Origin of the sequence: Roseovarius sp. ZX-A-9 (assembly GCF_028369135.1) — a bacterium.
Lineage (GTDB): Bacteria > Pseudomonadota > Alphaproteobacteria > Rhodobacterales > Rhodobacteraceae > Roseovarius.
Genome location: NZ_JAPWHW010000013.1, coordinates 14,894 through 21,237, shown reverse-complemented (window position 1 = coordinate 21,237; position 6,344 = coordinate 14,894). Strand labels below are relative to the sequence as shown.

Annotated in this window: 4 protein-coding genes, 1 tRNA gene and 1 pseudogene; 5 read left to right on the top strand and 1 reads right to left on the bottom strand. The window is 57.6% G+C overall.

What is annotated here, in order from left to right; translation table 11 throughout:
* Positions 1-622 precede the first annotated feature (622 nt).
* The 3 genes from O3306_RS13595 (at position 623) to O3306_RS13585 (ending at position 5,304) form a co-directional block, all read left to right on the top strand.
* On the top strand, positions 623-1,978 hold the full coding sequence (locus O3306_RS13595) for an IS1380 family transposase (protein ID WP_272008227.1): 1,356 nt from the start codon (positions 623-625) through the stop codon (positions 1,976-1,978).
* 294 nt (positions 1,979-2,272) lie between these two features.
* Positions 2,273-4,000 carry a type I secretion system permease/ATPase gene (locus O3306_RS13590; protein WP_442970006.1) on the top strand — a complete coding sequence of 576 codons (1,728 nt, stop codon included), beginning with the start codon at positions 2,273-2,275 and terminating at the stop codon, positions 3,998-4,000.
* A complete protein-coding gene (locus tag O3306_RS13585) occupies positions 3,997-5,304 on the top strand; it encodes an HlyD family type I secretion periplasmic adaptor subunit (protein ID WP_272008225.1) in 1,308 nt (435 codons plus the stop codon). Before O3306_RS13590 ends, O3306_RS13585 begins: the two co-directional genes overlap by 4 nt.
* A gap of 113 nt (positions 5,305-5,417) precedes the next feature.
* On the opposite strand, the pseudogene O3306_RS13580 reads toward O3306_RS13585, so the two are convergent.
* Positions 5,418-5,603: pseudogene (locus O3306_RS13580) on the bottom strand (IS630-like element ISSpo6 family transposase); the annotation flags it as partial.
* 252 nt (positions 5,604-5,855) lie between these two features.
* Between O3306_RS13580 and O3306_RS13575 the strand changes: the two are divergent.
* Together O3306_RS13575 and O3306_RS13570 are read left to right on the top strand one after the other, a co-directional pair.
* Positions 5,856-6,149, top strand: a complete 294-nt coding sequence (locus O3306_RS13575; RefSeq protein WP_272008223.1) for a tyrosine-type recombinase/integrase — start codon at positions 5,856-5,858, stop codon at positions 6,147-6,149.
* A gap of 88 nt (positions 6,150-6,237) precedes the next feature.
* Positions 6,238-6,311, top strand: a tRNA-Cys gene (locus tag O3306_RS13570).
* The last annotated feature ends 33 nt before the right edge of the window (positions 6,312-6,344 follow it).

Genomic DNA, 6,344 nt, shown 5'->3' with positions numbered 1-6,344 from the left:
CGCCAAAATTGCGAGGTACAGGTCACTGCTTTCAGGCATCGTAACTCCGCCTTAGGTTTCCCCCGGGCGAAGGCGTTCTACATTGATTTTTAAGCGTTTAGTTCAAAGCGCAGAATGCGCGGAAATTCGTTCTAGAAATAAACTATACTCTTAGAAATCCAGCAAATCGTCACCCCAGTTTTACCCGTCTATCATCATTTTTAAACATTTTCACTACATTTCTGCCAGATCTGCGCGCCACCTTTCATAGGAGACCGGCTCGAGCGGGGCAGGGTGTTGGCATGGGATCTTGTCAGAATTGTAGATCTCTGGGTAAGCCAGTCTTTGAGTTCAAGCAACAGAAGCGCTGCGCAATTCTCTTATGCGCTCTAGGTGGAATGCGATTAGATTGAGGAACCAAATAAATAGCGATTTTGCGCTGGACTGTTCATTCGTAGGCTACGCAGCATCTGTCACTCTGGGGCTCTTTTGAGACCTTCGCCGCATTACGCACGAAGGTCAGCTATGGATGTGAATAGCCTGCTGAAGCCCGCATTCCCCAAGTAGATCTCTGATTTCGCTGTCCTGACCGAGCTATTTTCTATGTATATTATGGCGTTGGTTGCTGCGGAGGATGTGTTTCATGGATCACCCAGAGGGTTCGGGCTTGCAGCGGGCAGATCGTGTGGATTTTGACCGCCGGGTGCGGCTGGAATTCCGGGGCGCTCAGCTCAGTTCGGATGGCGGCCTTCTGGTGATGCGCGAGCTTGACGACGCGCTCGGGCTGTCCGATTTGGCGTCTGCTGCCCTGTGCGACAATCGCCGTGGCAAGAACACGATGCACCGGCTCTACGGACTGTTTCGGCAATCGGTCTACGGCCGGTTGGCAGGATACGAGGACGTCAATGACGCTGACCGTCTCGCGCTCGATCCCGTGATGGGCCAGGTTGTCGGTGGCCGTGCCGTCGATGCGCAGGCGGCTTCGACTTCGCAGATGGGGCGATTCGAGACCGAGACGCTGGCCTTGCCGGAGAACCGGGAAGCGCTGGCCGATCTGAATGGCCATTGGATCGACCAGTTTCATGATCGCAACGGGCTCAAATACATCGTGCTGGACATGGACAGCTCGGTCAGCCCAACACATGGGGACCAAGAAGGCGCAGTCTGGAGCGGGCATTTCGACTGCACCTGCTATCACCCGAACTTCCTGTTCAACCAGTTCGGCATGCTGGAACGCTGCGCCCTGCGCGACGGCAACGTCCACAGCGCCGACGGCTGGCGGGACGTCCTCGACCCAGTGATTGCACGCTATGCTGACCGCAAGGTTGGTGGCCGCTTCTTCCGCGCCGATGCCGCCTACGCGATCCCGGCACTCTATGAGCGCCTGGAAGAGGCGGGCTATTTCTACGCCATCCGGATGAAGAAGAACGCAGTTCTGGAAGGTTGCATCGCCCACCGGTTGACACGGCCTGTGGGGCGTCCCTCGAAAACCAAGGTGAAGCGGTTCTACGAGGAGTTCCAGTATCAGGCCGCATCATGGGACAAGGAACGCCGTGTGATCGCCAAGATCGAATGGCATCCGGGCGAGCTGTTCCCCCGCATGGGTTTCATCGTCACCAACCTGCCCATGGAGCCGGATGAGGTCACCCGCTTCTACAATCGACGCGGCACCGCCAAACAGCACATCAAGGAGGGAAAATACGCCTTCCATTGGACGCGCCTGTCATGCAGGCGGTTCCGCGACAATGAGGTGCGGTTGCAACTGCACGCGCTGGCCTGCAACCTAGCCACCTTCCTGCGCTGCATCGAGCTACCCGAGGAAATGGCCGACTGGTCGCTGACCAGCCTGCAACTCAAGCTGATCAAAATCGGGGCACGCATGGTGCGCCACGCCCGCGCCATCACCTTCCATCTGGCTGAGGTAGCCGTCACAGGCCCAATGGTGCGCGCCATCCTTGCCACCATCCACCGACTGCGAGCGCCACCACGATGCGCGTGACAGCGTTCCCAACTCAAACTCAACGAACGCGGCAGAACATCTCTGTCCAACGCGCTGAAAATCCTCGCCTCCGGGCCATCACAGCATCGCTTCGAAGCATAAGGCACCCGCTTTCAGGCGTTTCCGCAACTCCGGAGACCTTCAAAGGAAGAAGATACTTGATCCACAGGCCTGATCAGGCGATCTTCGTGTCAGATGGCAGGCCACTTGGGGAATGTCGGTTACAGAGCTGTTCTCTGGCCTCATCGGCTTGGAGTCTTCCGGAAATATTACAAGGTAGTTTTTAAAATCGCTATTGCCCCCCCAATCGGTTTGCCGGAATTAAGGGCTGCGCGTGCCGAAGGCACTCGGCTCTTGTGGTCCGTGTTCCTGTTCAGCATTTTCGTGAACGTTTTGATGCTGACCGGGCCCTTGTTCATGTTGCAGGTCTATGACCGGGTCTTGGGATCAAGGTCTGAAGAAACGCTGGTCGCATTGGCCATTCTCGTGGCGGCACTTTATGGGCTGATGGGCTGTCTTGACTATGCCCGCGGGCGGGTTCTGGCGCGCTTCGGGGCGCGGTTCCAATCCAGACTGGATGACAGGGTGTTCGACGCCGTGCTTCAACGTGCACTCCTGCCCAAAGAGCGCGGCGCTCCGGCGAGCGGCTTGCGGGATCTTGAAATGGTCCAGGGCATATTCACGTCACCTGTCATGCTGGCGCTGTTCGACGTGCCGTGGACTCCGCTCTTTATTGCTGCGATTTTCATTTTTCATCCTATCCTCGGCTGGCTGGCCGTCGCTGGCGGGGCGTTTCTGATCGTTATCACGTTGCTGAACGCCGTGCTGACACGAGGCAAAACACTCGAGGCACAGATGGCATCCGGGCAGGCCAATGCTTTTGCCGAACAGGTGCGCCGATCCGCCGAAGTTGTACGCTCGCAGGGCATGGGGACGGCTGTTTCGGCCCGCTGGCATATGATGCGTGACAAATCGCTTAGCGACACGATGAGAGCAAGTGATTGGACGGGTCTGTTTACGGCGATGACCAAGACATTCCGGCTGTTCCTGCAATCGGCCATGCTGGGCGTCGGCGCCTATCTGGTGCTGCAAGGCGAAATGACCGCGGGGGCGATGATTGCAGGCTCCATCCTGATGGGACGCGCGCTGGCGCCTATCGAACAAACCATAGGCCAGTGGGCGACCGTCCAGCGCGCCCGTGCCGCATGGGCTGCACTGGGGGAGCTTTTGCAAACGACACCGCCTCAGGTGGAAACACATGCGCTACCGACACCCGCCCCCAACGTGATGTTCAGCAGCGTTTCGGTGATGTCTCAAGGTGCCAAGGCTCCGACCTTGTCAGGCGTCAGTTTCTACCTCTCCGAAGGGGAGACCTTGGGCGTCATCGGCAAAAGCGGTTCGGGCAAATCCACGCTCGCAAAGTCCATTCTGGGCCTGACCCGTGTGGCGGCAGGTGAGGTCCGCTTTGGCGGAGCCACGTTGGACCAATACGGGCCGGACGCATTGGGTGCTTATATTGGTTATCTGCCACAGAACGTCGTGTTGTTTAACGGCACGATTGCCGAAAACATCGCGCGTATGGCGACGATGCCGGATGACGCCAAAGTCGTCGAGGCCGCGAAACGGGCCAATGCCCACGAGATGATCCTGTCTCTGCCGGATGGGTACAAAACGGTTATCCTGAGCGAAGACAGCCAGTTGTCCGGTGGGCAAAAACAGCGCATTGCGCTGGCGCGGGCGTTCTACGGCGACCCCGTTCTGCTGGTTCTGGATGAACCGAACTCTGCGCTGGATCATGACGGGTCTATGGCACTGAACGCCGCGGTGCGGGAATTCAAGGCGACCAACCGATCCGTTGTCATTCTGACACATCGCCCATCCGCGATCTCTGAATGTGACCGTCTGATCGTCATCGAAGGCGGGCGCATCAAGGCGGATGGCCCCCGCGACGAGGTGTTGAAATCGATGGTCAGCAACGTGCGTGATATTCAACAAACGCTTTCAAAGGTATCGCAGACATGAGCACGGATGAGACCCGCAAATGGAAAGCCACGGGTCCGCTTTTAGTCGGCGCAATCGCGTTGGTCGTCCTCGTAGGCGTTCTCGGCTATTGGAGTGTGAATGCCCGTATCGCTGGTGCTGTCATCGCGTCGGGCATGATACAGGTCGAATCCAATCGACAGGTTCTGCAACATCCCCAAGGTGGCGTGGTCGGAGAACTGCTTGTCAAAGATGGGGACATTGTGTCTTCGGGTGACGTCCTTTTGCGTTTCGACGACAAGTTGTTGCGATCGGAACTGGCAATCATAGAGGGCCAACTCTTTGAGTTGCTGGCGCGCAAAGCTCGGCTGCAGGCCGAACGTGACGGTCTGGATGCGCTGCCCGCCCCGGATGCGCTACTGGCCGAAGCGATGGCGGATCCTGATGTGCAGGCCCTGATAGACGGGCAGCAGCGACTGTTCGGGGCGCGCGCAGACACGCTGCGCCAGAGCGCGGAACAGATTTCCGAGCAGATCGCGCAGGCGGAAAACCAGATTGATGGGGCTGGCGCGCAGCTTGCGGCACTTGAGACGCAAAGAGACCTCATTGAAACGGAACTGGCGGACACCAAAAGCCTTTTTGACAAAGGTCTGGCACCTGCCTCTCGGGTGTCTGCATTGCAGCGCGAACAAGCGCGCCTGCTGGGTGAGATTGGAAGCCTAACCGCCAACGTGGCACAACTGCGCGGACAAATTGCAGCGCTGAACATTGAACGCATCGCACTGACGACACGATTGCGCGAGGAGGCGATCACGACCTTGCGCGACCAGCAGTTTCAGGAAGTCGAACTGGTTCAGCGGCGCCTGAGCACACTTGAAACCCTGTCACGCACCGAGCTGCGCGCGCCCGTGAGTGGCGTTGTTTACGACTCTCGCGTCTTTGCCCTGCAGGCCGTCATTTCGCCGGCAGAGCCCATCATGTACATCATCCCGCAGGATCAACCGATGATCGTTTCCGCCCGGATCGATCCCATCCATGTGGATCAGGTCCACGTTGGACAAGAGGCGTCGCTGCGCTTTGCCGCCTTTGATCAGCGCATGACGCCCGAGGTGCTTGGCCGCGTGACCAAGCTTTCCGCTGATGTGTTCACCGATCAGGTGACGGGACTGTCTTACTATCAGGTCGAGTTGATCCCCTTGCCAGACGAGATGCAAAAACTGGGAGGTCAGACCCTGCTACCCGGCATGCCGGTGGAGGCGTTCATCAAGACAGCAGAACGCTCGCCGCTCAACTATCTTGCGAAACCTCTGACGGATTACTTTACTCGAGCGTTCCGCGAGGGCTGAAGCTTTGGTCGCGATTGTCATTTGCATTCGTTTTGAATTCCATATCCCGGACGGCTGCATGCCCAACTTGAAATTGTAGCAGGACGGTTATCGCCCCTTAAAGCGGTTCCAGTTTACGTAGAAGCGTATCCTGCCTCGCAAAAGTAGTTCCAGCATTCCTCTGGCGTGTAGAGGTCGCAGATTTCGCTGAGGGCGGCGAACAGACCGGTAAAGGATCGCGCTCCGATACGGCGGAGATGGGCCTTCAGTTTGGAGAACGCCATTTCGATCGGGTTCAGGTCCGGACTATAGCGCGACAATCTGGGTGAGACGCTGGCGAAAATCAGGATGAGATCCTATGTCGCGGCATCTCTGACGGTATCATCGTTTTTGTCGCGGGAAAGGAATTCTTCTTCTGTTGATTGTCGCTGCGCGTCAAAGTGCGCTTCTACTCGACCGTCGAACTCGTCAACACGGTTGGAACGACTATGACAGCGACAGCCTGCGCTTTGCTCAAGGGAAAACCGACAAACCCCTATGGCTACCCTGCACCCGCACCCTAAAAAGCGGCATTGGACAACGCCCCCAAGAGTGGCCTGACGATCCTGACCCGTCCGGACGGATCACCCATGGAATACCGATACATGGCCCGCGTTATGCTTGACGAACGGAAGAGGCTCGAACTGACGGCATATGACCAGCACGCCCTGCGCTATCGTAGCGTCATGGAGCTAGCGTGGGCCGGTTGCGACGACGATGAGATTGCCAGCTACAGCGGCCACACATCTAGGGCCATGATCCGCAAGTATGCCGGGGAAGCTCGGCAGATCATGCGCGCCCGTCAGGCTCGGGAGAAACGTCAGTGAACAGAACAGGCACAGAACAGAAACCTGATAACCAGAGTGATAACCGCTTGACGGCACCATTTATGAAACCTAATGAATGCATCACTCTGGCGAGTTGGCGGAGTGGTTACGCAGCGGATTGCAAATCCGTGTACACCGGTTCGATTCCGGTACTCGCCTCCATTTAAAAACAATCACTTAGATTACTCCTTGCCG

What these genes read in the sequence shown, in the direction of transcription:
- O3306_RS13595 (WP_272008227.1), top strand. Translation starts at nt 623, where the DNA reads ATGGATCACCCAGAGGGTTCGGGCTTGCAGCGGGCAGATCGTGTGGAT.
- O3306_RS13585 (WP_272008225.1), top strand. Translation starts at nt 3,997, where the DNA reads ATGAGCACGGATGAGACCCGCAAATGGAAAGCCACGGGTCCGCTTTTA.